The following is a 14178-nucleotide window of genomic DNA, read 5'->3' on the forward strand; positions in this document are numbered from 1 at the left end:
TAAACGACTTAGAAAACGTAGATGTTGGAACACGCGAAGAGAGGGAGAAGTACGGCTGAATGAACGTGAATAAGGAGGTGGTGGGGGTGCGGCGCTGGCAAGTTTGGGGAGTCACTGCGGCGGTTTGGCTGAGCGGTGTGTGGGTTTGCTTCCATCAAGGCTTATACTGGACGGACCGTCCGGGAGCGCTGGTACTGGTGTCTGCGTGGTTGATTGCGGGAGCGGGGGCGGCGGGAGGCTGGGCAATCTTGCTTGGATTTAGGCGAAGCACGATGACCCATCCAGGACTACATCCGGGCACCGCCTCACTATGGGCGGATTTGCGGGGAGAGTCTGTTACTCGATCGCGATATGCCTTGGTGTTGTTCGTTGGCCCCTTTGTCATCGCGGCGGGATACGGAGGGCTGCTGGCAGTCGGTCCGTTGTCGGTTCCATCGACGGTGGAAGTCATGTTGTTCTGGACGTTTGTGGGCGTGTTTGGAGCGGCGCTGGGGATGTTGGCGACGGCTAGGCCTCTGCACGGTCGCCGCTTGCTGGAAGCCGGATGGGTGCTGACCGGCGGGCTGCTCGCCGTCACGGCGCTGGCTGCCGTGTACGGTGGGCTGCCGCTGCCAGGCGCGATCCTGCGCACCGCGGATCCAGCCGTTTCGGCGGTTTAACTGTAGGCCCCTGGAAAGCCAAGGCATATTTGCGTCGGGGAGAAGAGGAAGGCTGGTCTCTTATACCCAGCTACCCTGCTATTGCGGGACGGCCTGCGTTACGAGCCGGAGCGCGCCGAGCTGTGGTTTGCCTGGGGCCAGGCCCTGGCCCGGGCAAAAGATCCCGCCGCTGCGGAAGCACTGCAGCGAAGCGTGGAGCTGGACCGGTTCGACCGGGTCAAGCAAACGATCGCTTTGCGCGAGTTATGGGAGCTCGCGCAAAGGTTGCAAGCAAACGGCCAGCTGCAGCAGGCCAAAGCTGCCGCCTCCATCGGCGCCAACCTCTATGCCGACTACTCGCGTCTAGCCGAAGCGGTTGCCGCCACGCCTGCCCGACGTAACGACCGGGCGTTCCGGTTAACGGCGGAAGCTATGGAGCTGGGGTGGAAACTGCAGCAACCGTCTCATCCTTTAACGGGCGAAGCCTGGAAGTAGCAAGCAGCTCCATTCACCTAACGGCCTAGCCCCCAAACGCTGCACGAAACGCCGAGGACAACGTTTCGCGGTCGACCTCCCATAGCTCGGCAAGCTCGGCGCTGACGGCTTCGTCCCACCAGTCGGCCAGCAGCTTGCGGTTGCTGATATTTTCGCCGATCCACAGCAGGTTGCCGATCACCTTCTTGTAATACAAAGCTTCGCCTTGCTTGATCCGCTCCTCGGGAATATAAACGCCGAGCCGCTTGACCGTCCGGTACAGCTCTTTGCTGCAGCTGCGGCGGATTTTTCGCGGGGTCGGGAGGGAAGTCCGATGTTTGGCCGGGAAGTTTGTCATGGCTTAAGTCGCCTCCTTTTGCTCCAGCATATGCGGGCGGATATCCCGGAGTCACCGCGCCGGAAGAGCGAAGTAGAAGGCATGTCCCCGGCTATGATAGAATAGACTGAGATTAGAGGAAGATCTTGCTGTCTTTTGGGGCGGAAAGCTAATGGGAAAGAGGACGAAGCTGTGGATTGGATATCGAATTTAGTGGGCGTGTTATTGGACTGGGTGCAGCAATTGGGTTATTTCGGGATCATGCTGGGACTGATGATTGAGATTATCCCCAGCGAAATCGTGTTGGCTTACGGGGGGTACCTCGTACAACAAGGCCATATCAATTTCATTGGAGCCGTCTTTTTCGGCACGGTAGGCGGCGTGATCGCCCAGTTGTTCATCTATTGGATCGGGCGATACGGCGGCAGGCCGATTTTGGAGAAGTACGGGAAATATATTTTGATTCAGAAGAAGCATATCGACGTCTCGGAAGCTTGGTTCCTGAAATACGGATCCGGAGTGATTTTTACGGCACGGTTTATCCCGGTCGCGCGGCATGCGATCTCCATTCCCGCCGGGATGGCCAAAATGCCGGTCAGCAAGTTTTTGCTGCTGACGACCTTAGCGGTGATTCCGTGGTCGGTGCTGTTTGTATATCTGGGAATGCTGCTAGGTGAGCAGTGGCAGCATGTGGACGAGAAGGCCGGGCCTTATATCATGCCGATTTTGTTAGGCGCTTTGGCGCTGTTGATCGTGTATTTGATCGTCAAAACCTTCGGAAGCCGGAAAAAGGGCGACGCCTAAGCGGTGACGCTCCCTGCTGCCGACCATCCGGACGGGCTGACTGCCGGTTTAGAACTTACGAGGGAGGAGGCGGAATAGGCCTAGCTGCCGTTATTAAACGGCTTGAGCTTATTTCGAGCTATTCAAATGTTGAAGATTGAAAGTTTTACTTTAGGCCCCTTGCAAACCAATGCATATTTACTTCGGGGAGAAGAGGAAGGCCGGGCGATTATTATCGATCCCGGTACGAACCCTGCGCCGCTATTGCGTAAAATCGAAGGGTTGGAGATTGAAGCGATATTGCTCACTCATGCCCATTTTGACCATATTGGAGGCGTGGACCAGATTCGGAAGGCGAAAAGCTGTCCGGTCTTTGTCCATCCGCTGGAAAGCGAGTGGCTGACGACACCGAAGTTGAACGGTTCGTTGATGTGGCCGGAGGTGGGGCCGCCTATCGCAACGGATCCGGCGGAATTCGACCTGGCCGAAGGACAGAAGCTTCAGCTCATCGGGCATGAGTTCACCGTATATCATACGCCGGGGCATTCCCCGGGCAGCGTTAGCTTTCTGTGCGGAGACGACCTCTTTTCCGGAGACGTGCTGTTCCGTCTCGGCGTTGGGCGGACAGACTTGCCGGGAGGCCGCGAGGCGGACCTGTACAATTCGATTCGCGGGAAGTTGTACCAATTGAAGGACGAGGTGAAGGTCTACCCCGGTCACGGGCCTCGAACGACCATCGGCTTTGAACGGGCGAATAATCCGTATGTTTCCTAGAAATGGCGGCCCTCTTGGCAATGGCTGCAATTGAAATAAAAATCGACGAAAAAGTACAAAAATAGTGGACAAAAGTACAACCCTTTGATAGGATGTACTTAATTAAAACATTGTAACTTTTGCGAAGCACGCAAGCTGCGGAATCATCCCGGTTTGCGTTCTTTTTTGTCTTGTCCCGCAGATAAATGAGAGATGGACACCTCGCCGTCGTGATGCATACGCTATTACCATCCGGGATTCCAGTGAAGAACTTGACCAATCTCCGTCACTTTTAGTAGGATTATATAAAGCAATACAAGTTTACGAGGATTTAAGCAACCAAATAACTCAGGGAGGTAGACGATGCTTCATTTGGGAGAGAAAATTGTTATCGTCGGTGATGCTTTTGAGCAGAATCTTCCTGTTGGGGAATATGGCTACGTTATTGCTTACGACCGCAATCCGGACAATGCTTTTGACTACGTCATCCGGTCTCCAAAGACGGGGCGGAATTACTTCGTTCCGCAGAGCGATATAGAATCCGAAAGTCGGCTGATCGAGCAAGAAGTTGAACGCGCGACACAGGAAGCTTTGATCGATTACGCGCTGGCTACGCATAATGAGAAGCTGTTTCGGCAAATCATGAACGGCGAAGACAGCGAGGCAGACGGGCAGCAGGAACCAACAAAGGAAGTTATGTCCCAAGCGGAATTCATTAAACAAGTGAACCTGCGGGCATGGATATAAGAGGGGAGTCGGCATAGCCGGCTCTTTTTCTTTTTGCCCTAGAGAGGTTCTCCTTTCCGCTTTAACGGATTGAATTGAATCGGAATCTACAATATAATTTTATTCAATTGTACAAGCGTGGTAGAATGTACGAATAGTGTGGGAACGCATCACTAAAGGAGGCATCTAAAGCATGAGTATCCAGACGAAGGACGTCGAACACGTGGCGAAGCTGGCTCGTCTGCACCTGACCGATGAAGAGCGGGACATGTTCACGGAGCAACTTAACGCGATTTTACAATACGCCGAGAAGTTAAATGAACTGAATACGGACGATATTGCGCCGACAACGCATGTGCTGCATTTAAGCAACGTGATGCGGGAGGACGAAGTGAAGGACAGCCTGCCGCCGGAAAAGGTATTCCGCAATGCGCCGGACGAAGAAGACGGGCAGTTTAAGGTTCCGGCCGTCCTAGAGTAGGCCGCTTGGCTTGAAGTTCATCGATCGTTTTTGAAATAACTAGGGGTTTCATAAAGGAGGAAGCTTAGATTGGCGCTTTTTGATTTGCGTTTGCAGGAGATACATAATCGGCTTCACAACAAGGAGTTGTCCGTTTCCGACTTGGTTGGCGAAGCGTTCGCCAAAATCCGAGAGTACGACGGGAAGATCGGCGCCTATTTGACGTTAAATGAAGAAGGGGCCCGTGCGGAAGCATCCCGTTTGGACGACAAGCTGGCGAAGGGAGAAGCTCGCGGTTTGCTGTTTGGGCTTCCCGTTGGCGTGAAGGACAACATGGTGACCGAGGGGTTGTTGACGACATGCGGCAGCCAATTTCTGAAAAACTATGATCCGATTTACGACGCTACGGTAGTCACGAAGCTGAAGGAAGCCGAAGCGGTCACGGTCGGCAAGCTGAATATGGACGAGTTCGCGATGGGCGGTTCCAACGAAAATTCCAGCTTCCATCCCGTGCGCAACCCGTGGGACTTAAGCCGCGTGCCGGGCGGATCCAGCGGAGGTTCGGCAGCGGCGGTTGCTGCAGGCGAAGCCTTCTTTACGCTAGGTTCCGATACCGGCGGTTCGATACGCCAGCCTGCCTCCTATTGCGGTGTGGTTGGCCTGAAGCCGACCTATGGCAGGGTTTCGCGCTACGGACTCGTGGCGTTCGCCTCTTCGCTGGACCAGATCGGGCCGATTACCAAGAATGTCGAGGACGCTGCGTACGTTCTGCAGGCGATCGCCGGCCACGATGCGAAGGATTCCACCTCGGCCGACGTCGAGGTACCGGATTACTTGAGCGCCCTTACCGGTGACATCGCCGGTCTGCGCATCGCGGTGCCGAAGGAATATTTGGACGGCGTTGACCCGCAGGTGAAGGCTTCCATCATGGAAGCTTTGCGCGTGCTTGAAGGTCTAGGCGCGGTATGGGAGGAAGTGTCGCTGCCGCATACGGAGTACGCGGTTGCTGCTTACTACCTGCTGGCGTCGTCGGAGGCCTCGTCCAACCTGTCGCGATTCGACGGCGTTCGTTACGGCGTCCGCGCCGACCATGCCGGCAGCCTGCTGGACCTGTACTACGATTCGCGCAGCCAGGGATTTGGCCCGGAAGTGAAACGCCGGATCATGCTGGGAACCTATGCGCTGAGCTCGGGTTATTACGATGCCTACTATTTGAAGGCTCAAAAGGTCAGAACGCTGATCAAACAAGATTTCGATCAGACCTTTGCCAAATACGACGTGATTCTCGGGCCAACGGCTCCAACCACCGCGTTCCCGCTGGGCTCGCAGGTTGATAATCCGCTGACGATGTATTTAAACGATATTTTGACGATTCCGGTCAGCTTGGCAGGGGTTCCCGCTGTCAGCGTGCCGTGCGGATTTGCCGAAGGCCTGCCAGTCGGGCTGCAAATCATCGGCAAGCCGTTTGACGAGAGCACGGTATTGCGCGTGGCTCACGCCTTTGAAGCGAATACGGATCATCACAAACAACGTCCCGCCTTGTAGGTTCCATATCAATGTTTTGCAGGAGGATAGGCCATGTCAACATCCAAATATGAAACGGTGATCGGGTTGGAGGTGCACGTGGAGCTGCATACGAAAACGAAAATTTTCTGCGGCTGCTCCACTGAGTTCGGCGCCCCGCCCAACACGCATACCTGCCCGGTTTGCCTGGGGCATCCCGGCGTTTTGCCGGTGCTGAACCGCCAGGCCGTCGACTACGCGATGAAAGCGGCGATGGCGCTGAATTGCGAAATCGGCGATGTCAGCAAGTTCGACCGGAAGAACTATTTCTACCCCGATTCGCCAAAAGCGTATCAGATTTCCCAATACGATCAGCCGATTGGCTTGAACGGATATATCGATATTGAAGTGGATGGTAAAACGAAACGGATTGGGATTACCCGCCTGCACCTGGAGGAAGACGCGGGCAAGCTGACGCACGTGGATGGCGGTTACGCATCGCTCGTGGACTTTAACCGCGTTGGTACACCGCTCGTAGAAATCGTGTCCGAGCCGGACATCTCCTCGCCGGAGGAAGCGCGGGCGTATCTGGAGAAGCTGCGGGCAATCATGTTGTATTGCGAGGTTTCCGACGTGAAAATGGAGGAAGGCTCGATGCGCTGCGACGCCAACATCAGCTTGCGGCCGCACGGTCAGAAGGAATTTGGTACGCGTGCTGAGCTCAAGAATATGAACTCGTTCCGCGGCGTGGTCCGCGGTTTGGAGTATGAACAGCTGCGCCAAGCCGAGATTCTGGACGAGGGCGGAGAGGTTGTACAGGAGACGCGGCGTTGGGACGAAACCCAGGGCAAAACGTTCTCGATGCGCGGCAAGGAAGAAGCGCATGATTATCGCTACTTCCCGGATCCCGACCTGGTTACCCTGCATATCGATCAGGCGTGGAAGGATCGAATCCGCGTGTCGATTCCGGAGCTGCCGGATGCTCGGAAGGCCCGTTACACTTCGGAATACGGCCTGCCGGAATACGATGCCGGCGTCATTACATCCTCCAAAGCGTTGGCGGACCTGTTCGAAAGCAGCCTGGCGTATACGAAAGATGCTAAAGCTGTATCGAACTGGATCATGGGCGATTTGTTGGGTTATCTGAACAGCAATTCGCTGGAGTTGTCCGACGTGAAGCTGACCGGTCAAGGTCTTGGCGAAATGATCGGCCTGCTGGAAAAAGGCACGATCAGCTCCAAAATCGCCAAAACGGTGTTCAAAGAAATGCTGCAAAGCGGCAAGCTGCCGCAGCAGATCGTGGAGGAGCAGGGACTGGTGCAAATCAGCGATGAAGGGGCGATTTTGGCTATCGTTCAAGAAGTAGTAGCCAACAATCCCGCTTCCGTTGAGGATTACAAAGCGGGCAAGGAGAAAGCCATAGGCTTCCTCGTTGGCCAAGTCATGAAGCAAAGTAAAGGCAAAGCCAACCCGGGGTTGGTCAACAAGCTGCTGGTGGAAGTGCTGAAGGGCTAACGAGTACGGAGTAAGGAGATCGAGCGCTTACCGCATGGGATGCGGGACGGGCGATCCAAGGGGGAACAACCGGTGATCAAGCAACTGATGCTGAAGGACGCGGATATCGTGGAGCAGCTGTGGAGCCTGCAGCATTCGGCTTACCGGCTGGAAGCCCAGGCGGTTGGGCTGAAGGAAACGCCGCCGCTGCCGGATACGTTTGATTCCATCCGTACAAGCAGTGAGGTGTTTTTTGGCGAGCTGACAGAGGACGAGGAGTTGCTGGGAGCCATCGCGATTCGCGAGGAGTTGCCTGCAACCTTGGAAATCACCCGGTTGATGGTTCACCCGGATCATTTACGCCAAGGCATTGGGGCCCAATTGCTGCAGTTCATCCTTGACAACCATGCGGAGAAACAAACGTTTACGGTAACCGCCAGTACGTTAAATGACCCTGCGGTTGCGTTATACCGCAAATATGGGTTTCGACCGGTTCAGCAGGTCAATTCCGCCGCAGGCGTTGAATTGACGATTTTTCGGCTGTACCGTTAATAAGGAAGAGGCACGCTCTCGAACCGGGGCTTCCGGGTTGGAGAGCGTGCTTTTTTCATGGGAAAATCAAGCTTGTCCACCAGGTCCAGTTCATTCCACGTTACAGATGAAGTTGATTTCGGTTATGATTAAAGAACGAAAGTATCCGTACGGGTGAAGTCTCAAGAAGGAAAGGGGATGGAGAGATGACGCCGGATCTGAAGTCCATGGACCCGCGGCCATCGCAGACGCGAACGAAGGGATATCAGCCGCGGCGACGCAAGCGCAAGCTGATCGCTTGTCTGCTGTCCGCCTTGCTTCCGGGATTGGGTCATTTGTATCTGAGCCTTTATTTACGCGGCCTTAGCTTCATGTATTTCGTCTTAATTGATGCTTCGGCTTTGATCTACTTCTCTTCCGTCCGCATGGCGATTAACGTACCGCTGTTGATTTGGCTTGGTTTGTTAATTCCCGGGGCGTATTTCTTCAGCATTTACGATGTTCTTCAATCCACCGATGCCCATAATGCCCGTTTGAAAAAAGAGCATGGGACGAGCTCGCTTCCCGTTGCAGATCCGCCATCCGGCAGAAGTCTCCAGCAAGGTATCGGAGCGGGTGCGCTGCTAATTGGCGGGGGCGCCGTCCTGTTTATGTTTCGGATCAAGCCGTTTTGGCTGCAATTGCTGGTGCAATACGCCGGGGTCTACCTAGTCGCGGTTGCGTTGGTCTTGGCGGCGTTACTGCTGATTCTGCGCGAATCGAAACGGGCGTTCCTGCGGTCGGGACGCTTGACTGCCGCTGCCTTGCTGCTGGCGGTCGCGGTGATTCTCCTGCGGGACGCGATAATGGGACGGGACGAGATGCAGCTGCTGATTAAATGGTGGCCAATGGTGTTCGTTTTGTGGGGAATCGAGCATATTCTGATATTAGCTTGGAATTCTATGAAGAAAACGCAAGGGCGCCGCCGCCCTCGCGTAGACGTGAAAGGCCTGCTGTTGTCTATGTTTATGGCCTTCTCCGTGTTCGCGATTACGCAGCAGGATCAATATATGCATGTTTGGAACCGGGTCAGCCTGGATTTGACGGCGGCGGGGTCGGAGTATAGCGCGGAAGAAGGCTATCGCGTCGAAAAGCCTCACTTGGACATTCCAATCAACCTGGGCACCGAACGGATCGTCGTGGATGGGATGAACGGGGATATCGAGGTGCGGAAAGCGGAGATCGACCACGTGATCGTCCGTTATATTGTTTGGATCGATCAGCTGGGTACGGAGGATGCCCGCAAAATCGCGGCGGTGACATCGGTCGAAGTGAACGAAGGCAAAACGCTGGGTTTATCCGTCAAGGACAAGGCTTACGGCGAGTCGGGTCGCCGTCACCCACGCGTAAATATCACCTTGATCGTCCCCGAAAACCGGTTTTTGGATCTGGACATCACGACGTCAAACGGCGGGATCACCTTAACCGGCGTCCAGACGATGAAGCAGGCAAAGCTGCAAACCGGAAACGGCGATCTACGCTTATGGGATGTGATCGGGGACGTTTCAGCCAAGACGCTTAACGGAGACGTGGAGATGTACCGGATCTTTGGCGAGGCCCAAGTGGATACGCAGGGAGGCAATATCAAGGGGCGGGGCATTACCGGCGAGGTCGCCATGTCCACCTTGGTGGGCGATATCACGTTGACCGAAGCGCAGGATGGCATCCAGGCGCGGACGAAGAACGGAAATATCCGGGTAGACGGCGTTCCGCGGGAGTTGCAGGCCGAATCGCTGAACGGCAAGATCTATATCAGCTCGCGCTTTGTCGGCGGCGACTGGGATGTGTATAGTGCGGTTGGTGAGCTTCGGCTGGAGCTTCCGGAGACAGGAAATTATGAGCTGGAGGGTTCCAGCGGGTATGGCGATATTTTCACGGAGCTGCCTTTTGCGGTCGATCGCAAGGAAATTCATGGTACGCTCGGAAGCGGCGATTATAAGCTGAAGATTGACGGCAACAGCGATCTATATGTGAATAAAAGCTGAACACCGGTAAAATCAGGCGGAGCCCTCGTGTTCTGCCGTTGATCTTGCGTTGACAAAACTTTTGGCCTAAACGTACAATAATCTCAGATGCTTTTTTAGCATAACTATTATTAAGGAATGAGCTTTTAGAAGGCGGTGGACGAGATGACAACGCGCGTACAACATGCCCTGGACCAACTCAAGAACAATGGTGTCCGCATTACGCCGCAGCGTCACGCCATACTTACGTACCTGATGGAATCGATGAGCCATCCGACCGCGGACGAGATTTACCGGTCCTTGGAGCCCCGCTTCCCGAACATGAGCGTAGCTACGGTATATAATAACTTGAAAATGCTAATTGAAGCCGGCATGGTCCGGGAATTGACATACGGGGACAATTCGAGCCGGTTTGATGCCGATGTGTCCAATCATTATCACGTCATTTGCGAGAAATGCGGAAAAATTGAGGACTTCATGTATCCTTCCTTGGAGGATGTGGAGCGCAAAGCGGCAGAAGCAACCGGTTTTGAGATTCACGGACACCGGTTGGAATTGCATGGAGTATGCAGCGAATGCCGTATGGAACATTAAAGTTGCGAATCCTGCGAACATCAGAAAACGTGCGGAATTCCCTCGGGAGCTCTACACGTTTTTATTTTTTACGGTAACTTTCGGACGACTTCATAAGTTATTATTAATAGACGGAGATTGTTATACGGAGGGTTGTCCTTGAAAAGCAGAAAAGACACATATCGAAGAAAAAAACGCGGCAGGAGCAAAACCAAATGGTTATTTGGACTCATCCTTATCATAGCAGGACTTTATTGGGCTCAATCGGTATGGTTGCCTAACCGCGAGCATGTTGACCCCGAATGGCTGGGCCGAGTGGATAAGCCTTTATTTGCGGAGGGCCAATTGCTGGACGGCACCGGGATTGGGTCGGGGGATAGTCTCAAGCTTCCGCTTCCCGTGATTCAACAGGTTATTGAACCTACGATTCGTTATGAGGAAGACACCAAGTCGGTGATCTTGACGACGCCTCGGAAATTGGTCTTGCTTAAGGCGGACGAGAAGATCGCTAAAATTAACAATAAAACAACTGAACTGCGATTTGCACCTGAGGAAAAGAACGGGGTTCTCTATCTCCCGGCGCATCTGCTCCAGGAGTTGTACGGGGCCGAGGTTCGCGAGGATGCATCCTCCGGTGCCGTGCTGTTGTACCGGACGGGGGAGAGCATCCTGCCAGCTACTGTATCCCTGGGTTCCGGCAAGAAGGACGGTACCGTTCCGCTCCGCACCGGACCCAGTATTCATGAGCCGATTTTGGCTGATATGAAGGCGGATACGGCGCTGCGGATTTTACAGGTTCCGGATGCTGAATGGTATTATGTCCAGCTGGATAACGGGTATACCGGATACGTACGGCAGAAGGACGTGGTGACGGGCGAGAAACGTTTCGTTCCGGAACTGAAATTGGAGTTGTCCGCAGCCAAACAGAAATGGCAGTCCAAAACGGTCAACATGACCTGGGAAGCCGTGTACCAAGTGGCCCCCAAACCGTCCTCTATCGGTAAACTGCCCGGTGTGAACGTAGTCAGCCCTACCTGGTTTTCGCTGGTGGACGGCAACGGCAACGTGCAGAGCAAGGCGGACAGCGCCTACGTCAAATGGGCACACGGACAGGGCATGCAGGTTTGGGGCTTGTTTAGCAACAGCTTTGAGCCGGATTTGACCTCCAAGGCCTTGTCCAGTTTCGAGAATCGCTTGACGACCATTTTGCAAATGCTTCATTACGCGAAAATCTATGATTTAGACGGCATTAACATCGATTATGAAAATGTCTATACCCAGGATGGGGATAATCTGACCCAATTCATGCGCGAGCTTCGCCCGTTGGCCGAGGAGCAAGGGTTGATCGTATCGATCGACGTGACCCCGAAATCGAACAGCGAGATGTGGTCGGCCTTTTTGGACCGCCGGGCTTTAGGAGAAGTGGTGGATTACCTCGTGTTGATGGCATATGATGAGCATTGGGCGGCCAGCCCGGTGTCCGGTTCGGTCGCTTCGCTGCCCTGGGTACAGTCGTCGGTGACCCGTATTCTGGAGGAGGACGATGTACCACCCAGTAAGCTGATTCTGGGCATCCCGCTCTATACTCGCATCTGGACGGAAATCGAAAAGGATGGCAAAACGGAGGTTAGCTCTAAAGCGATCGGGATGGACAAAGCGCAGCAAATTATCGCCGAGAAAAAATTAAAGCCCACCTTCTCAGAAGAGACGGGACAAAATTACGTGGAATACAAAGATAAGGAAGGTCGTCACCGGATCTGGCTGGAGGATGCAGAATCGCTAAAACGCCGCGTGGAATTAGCCAAGTCGTTTAAGCTGGGCGGTATTTCTACCTGGACCCGAGGTTTTGCTTCAGATGAGGCCTGGGAAACATTGCGGCAAATTGAGAAATAGGGCTCAGCTCTTCACAAACAAAGCGGACCGCTGCCGATGGGGCAGGGTCCGCTTTGTTTTGTGTATTTCGATCAGAGCGCGTTTAGTTGATTAGCTTTGGCTTGAAACGCCGGAAGCTTGCTGCTGCTCCAATTGCTCTGCGGTAACCGTCGCCTGCGCCGGATCCAAGGTCAAAATCGTTTTGCAGAACATGCAACGATCCGTTTTGCCCAGCATTTTGGTTAACTTATGGCATTCTGGGCACTCCAACTGCACCGCAGAGGTGGACAGCATGCCGGCCCAAAAATAAATGCCCAAGCTCGCCAGCATAGCGATTAAGCCAATGACGAGTCCGATGGCAGCGACCACTTTTCCCGATTGCCCCCAGAACACGATTCCGGCGGTTCCCAGGACCATCAGGCCCATTCCAAGCATGGTCAACAGTAGACCCCATAAACGAAATTCATTAATTTTGCTCGATTTAAAGAACATTGGACCACCTCGATTCTTTGGCTATTCATAGGGGCTTTCCCCTCGACTTTTTCCAAGTGCTCCAAAAAACAAGAAGGAAACTTAGACTAGGCGTAGAACTATATTATAACGAATCGGCAGGAATACGCCAAGCTGGGAGGGTATCCGTGGAAACAACCATTTTTTCGATCTTGGACGAGGAGAAAGCCGGGCATGGGGCCATTGGAGCAGTCGGATATCGCCTGGATCATGCCGGCTCTCACGACTCGCTGCTGCATGATTTCGAGTATCTCATTATGGTTGTGCACCATGGCTTGGAGGAGACGGAACAGCGCATCGAACACGGCATGAGCGGAGAATCGGCTTATCAGCTGCTGCATGTCGGCAGTCGCGAAATTGAACAAGGGATACTTATTGGAGATCAGCGGGATTCCGTAAAATACTTTTTGCATGGAGAGATCATCTGGGACATTGATGGGAAGCTGACGGATTTCCGTTCCTATATCAACGAATTTGGTGAACCGATGAAGGAACGGCGGAAGCTGAAGGAATTCGCTAAATTCCTCAAAGTGTATGGAGAAGCCAAGCGTTATACGGCAGAGCAGGATCTGCTGGATGCCTATTATTGCGTGTTGCAGGCGCTGAAGCATTATGCTCGCCTTGAATTGATCGAGCAGGGGATTCTTCCGGAAAGCAGCGTGTGGGAACAGGTACGCCCGCTGAACTCGGTTGTCTATAAGCTGTTCGATGAGCTGACGGAAAATTCCGAGACGCTGGAGCAGCGGATCCAACTCGTTTTATTGGCCTGCGAGTTCACTTTGGCCAGCAAAATGGCCGATTGTTGCAGCTTGTTGCTAAGAGTTTTAGGCAGCAGGAAGGAAGCATGGAGCATTCAGGAGTTGGCGCAGGTGCCCGACCTGGAGCATGTTAGGGACGAGCTTCCGTTATTGCTGCGCAAATTGGTGTTCCGTTCCTTGGCGCAGGAGATCACCAAAGCCCATAAGGAGGGAGCTGGAGATAGCCGGGAGTTACGATACAGAGTGTAACTTCGGCAGATTGCCGGCTTCCAAATTATACCTGGTACAAACGGGTTGACGACCCTATTGGATCTGTGATAAATTATATCTCGCCGCTAAAAAGGCAGTGAAGTTCTGAAGCGTAAATCGGCGGATGCCGAAAAGCCTTCGAAAAAAACTTCTTGACTTAAAAGAGGCGAATGTGATATATTATAAAGGTCGCTGCTGAAACAAAACAATGGCGACGAAATGAAAGTTTGATCTTTGAAAACTGAACAACGAGTGAGTAATACAATGAGATTTTAAATCTCGTCAGTTTGTTTTGAAATGAGCAAGTCAAACACTTTATTGGAGAGTTTGATCCTGGCTCAGGACGAACGCTGGCGGCGTGCCTAATACATGCAAGTCGAGCGGACCTGATGGAGTGCTTGCACTCCTGAGGGTTAGCGGCGGACGGGTGAGTAACACGTAGGCAACCTGCCTGTAAGACTGGGATAACTACCGGAAACGGTAGCTAATACCGGATACGCAAGTCTATCGCATG

At 53.5% G+C, this 14178-nt stretch carries 15 protein-coding genes and 1 rRNA gene; 14 read left to right on the top strand and 2 right to left on the bottom strand.

Going from position 1 to position 14178, the window contains the following annotated elements; translation table 11 throughout:
- Nucleotides 1-59 precede the first annotated feature (59 nt).
- Together BN3277_RS03280 and BN3277_RS03285 are read left to right on the top strand one after the other, a co-directional pair.
- Complete coding sequence (locus BN3277_RS03280) at nucleotides 60-659, top strand: hypothetical protein (protein ID WP_059040873.1); 600 nt, start codon at nucleotides 60-62, stop codon at nucleotides 657-659.
- 81 nt (nucleotides 660-740) lie between these two features.
- A complete protein-coding gene (locus BN3277_RS03285) occupies nucleotides 741-1133 on the top strand; it encodes a hypothetical protein (protein WP_059040874.1) in 393 nt (130 codons plus the stop codon).
- 25 nt (nucleotides 1134-1158) lie between these two features.
- Here the strand turns inward: BN3277_RS03285 and BN3277_RS03290 are convergent, their stop codons facing one another.
- On the bottom strand, nucleotides 1159-1470 hold the full coding sequence (locus BN3277_RS03290) for a hypothetical protein (protein ID WP_059040875.1): 312 nt from the start codon (nucleotides 1468-1470) through the stop codon (nucleotides 1159-1161).
- Between the two features lie 171 nt (nucleotides 1471-1641).
- Between BN3277_RS03290 and BN3277_RS03295 the strand changes: the two genes are divergently transcribed.
- From BN3277_RS03295 to BN3277_RS03340, 10 genes are all read left to right on the top strand, one after another.
- Entirely contained in the window at nucleotides 1642-2253 is a 612-nt protein-coding gene (locus BN3277_RS03295; protein ID WP_059040895.1) for an undecaprenyl phosphate transporter UptA, read from the top strand.
- A 126-nt stretch (nucleotides 2254-2379) separates the two neighbouring features.
- Complete coding sequence (locus tag BN3277_RS03300) at nucleotides 2380-3006, top strand: MBL fold metallo-hydrolase (RefSeq protein ID WP_059040896.1); 627 nt, start codon at nucleotides 2380-2382, stop codon at nucleotides 3004-3006.
- Nucleotides 3007-3348: 342 nt separating this feature from the next.
- The gene (locus BN3277_RS03305) at nucleotides 3349-3732 is read left to right on the top strand and encodes a hypothetical protein (protein ID WP_059040876.1); all 384 of its coding nucleotides are present in this window, start codon (nucleotides 3349-3351) and stop codon (nucleotides 3730-3732) included.
- 172 nt (nucleotides 3733-3904) lie between these two features.
- Nucleotides 3905-4192 (top strand): Asp-tRNA(Asn)/Glu-tRNA(Gln) amidotransferase subunit GatC, encoded by a 288-nt coding sequence (gene gatC, locus BN3277_RS03310; protein WP_059040877.1) that lies wholly within the window; start codon nucleotides 3905-3907, stop codon nucleotides 4190-4192.
- Nucleotides 4193-4261: 69 nt separating this feature from the next.
- Complete coding sequence (gene gatA, locus BN3277_RS03315; RefSeq protein ID WP_059040878.1) at nucleotides 4262-5716, top strand: Asp-tRNA(Asn)/Glu-tRNA(Gln) amidotransferase subunit GatA; 1455 nt, start codon at nucleotides 4262-4264, stop codon at nucleotides 5714-5716.
- A gap of 33 nt (nucleotides 5717-5749) precedes the next feature.
- Nucleotides 5750-7189, top strand: coding sequence for an Asp-tRNA(Asn)/Glu-tRNA(Gln) amidotransferase subunit GatB (gene gatB / locus BN3277_RS03320; RefSeq protein WP_059040879.1), 1440 nt, complete (start codon nucleotides 5750-5752; stop codon nucleotides 7187-7189).
- 72 nt (nucleotides 7190-7261) lie between these two features.
- On the top strand, nucleotides 7262-7720 hold the full coding sequence (locus tag BN3277_RS03325; RefSeq protein ID WP_232436312.1) for a GNAT family N-acetyltransferase: 459 nt from the start codon (nucleotides 7262-7264) through the stop codon (nucleotides 7718-7720).
- Between the two features lie 185 nt (nucleotides 7721-7905).
- Entirely contained in the window at nucleotides 7906-9723 is a 1818-nt protein-coding gene (locus BN3277_RS03330) for a DUF4097 family beta strand repeat-containing protein (RefSeq protein ID WP_059040880.1), read from the top strand.
- A gap of 144 nt (nucleotides 9724-9867) precedes the next feature.
- Nucleotides 9868-10296, top strand: a complete 429-nt coding sequence (gene perR / locus BN3277_RS03335) for a peroxide-responsive transcriptional repressor PerR (RefSeq protein WP_059040881.1) — start codon at nucleotides 9868-9870, stop codon at nucleotides 10294-10296.
- 138 nt (nucleotides 10297-10434) lie between these two features.
- Complete coding sequence (locus tag BN3277_RS03340; protein WP_059040882.1) at nucleotides 10435-12168, top strand: glycosyl hydrolase family 18 protein; 1734 nt, start codon at nucleotides 10435-10437, stop codon at nucleotides 12166-12168.
- A 90-nt stretch (nucleotides 12169-12258) separates the two neighbouring features.
- Here BN3277_RS03340 and BN3277_RS03345 read toward each other — a convergent pair whose 3' ends face one another.
- Entirely contained in the window at nucleotides 12259-12639 is a 381-nt protein-coding gene (locus tag BN3277_RS03345) for a DUF2614 family zinc ribbon-containing protein (RefSeq protein WP_059040883.1), read from the bottom strand.
- 146 nt (nucleotides 12640-12785) lie between these two features.
- Between BN3277_RS03345 and BN3277_RS03350 the strand changes: the two genes are divergently transcribed.
- The gene (locus BN3277_RS03350) at nucleotides 12786-13664 is read left to right on the top strand and encodes a nucleotidyltransferase-like protein (RefSeq protein ID WP_059040884.1); all 879 of its coding nucleotides are present in this window, start codon (nucleotides 12786-12788) and stop codon (nucleotides 13662-13664) included.
- Between the two features lie 315 nt (nucleotides 13665-13979).
- A 16S ribosomal RNA gene (locus BN3277_RS03355) occupies nucleotides 13980-14178 on the top strand; the annotation flags it as partial.

Origin of the sequence: Paenibacillus rubinfantis, from assembly GCF_001486505.1 — a bacterium.
GTDB lineage: Bacteria > Bacillota > Bacilli > Paenibacillales > Paenibacillaceae > Fontibacillus > Fontibacillus rubinfantis.